The 857-nt window shown below is 35.2% G+C and carries 2 protein-coding genes; both read right to left on the reverse strand.

The features are described from left to right. Positions 1-120: 120 nt before the first annotated feature. A complete protein-coding gene (locus QZ143_RS09400) occupies positions 121-264 on the reverse strand; it encodes a hypothetical protein (RefSeq protein ID WP_292883566.1) in 144 nt (47 codons plus the stop codon). Between the two features lies 1 nt (position 265). Further along, positions 266-658: a (deoxy)nucleoside triphosphate pyrophosphohydrolase gene (locus tag QZ143_RS09405; protein WP_342765221.1), complete on the reverse strand. Its 393-nt coding sequence runs from the start codon at positions 656-658 to the stop codon at positions 266-268. Between the last annotated feature and the right edge of the window lie 199 nt (positions 659-857).

The raw sequence follows: 857 nt of genomic DNA on the forward strand, positions 1-857 counted from the left end.
TTGATGACCTTGGAATTTTTGTCATTGTACAATAGCTTTGGCTTAAAGTCAGAGCTGGAGCTGATGTGCTCGTCAATGAATGCTGTTCTTGCTCCGTTAATGATGTCGTCGGTGTTCAGGTTATTCATTTTCAAGATGTTCTATCAGTTGGTTGATTTTGTCAAGCTGCATTTGGAATTCCTCTTCTCTAGGAGTTCCCTTTACTTTTTCCAGTTTGCCTTCAAGTTCAGCCTTTTTGTCTTTTGCCATTTGTAATCTGTCCATGTTAATCCTCCATGGTATTTTTAAGATAATCCACAGCCTCGATGTCGGCTGGAATCCAGTTAACGTTGTCAAGTTCGTCTTTGGCAAGCCACTTTGCATCGTTGTGTTCTAACAGTTTTGGAGTTCCTTCAGTTATTATCGCTTCAAAGCAGCTCATCTTGAGATAAAAAGTAGGATATTGATATTCCAGATTCAATGCGAATTTTGTGGGTTTTATTGTGCAGTCAAGCTCTTCTTTTATTTCTCTTATTAGAGCTTCCTCTTTGGTTTCGTTGGCCTCTATTTTTCCGCCTGGAAATTCCCACATGTTAATGAACTCGCCATATCCTCGTTTTGTGGCCAGAATCTTATTGTCCTTTTTGATAATGGCCGCTACAACATTTAAAGTTTTCATGATACTCTGGTTAAATATTTGGCAGCTTACGTTATAAAGTTTCAGGAAAAAATAACACAACGACATTAGGGAAACATTTAGGTCATGATTTATAATCTAAATTGTTAGTTTTTTGAATATACAAATTATTTAATTCTATAAAATTGATTTTAAAAAGAAATATTGCTTTATTATCCAAACAAAGAGTTTTAAATATCAT

It is taken from the genome of Methanobrevibacter sp. UBA188 (assembly GCF_905234905.1).
Lineage (GTDB): Archaea > Methanobacteriota > Methanobacteria > Methanobacteriales > Methanobacteriaceae > Methanocatella.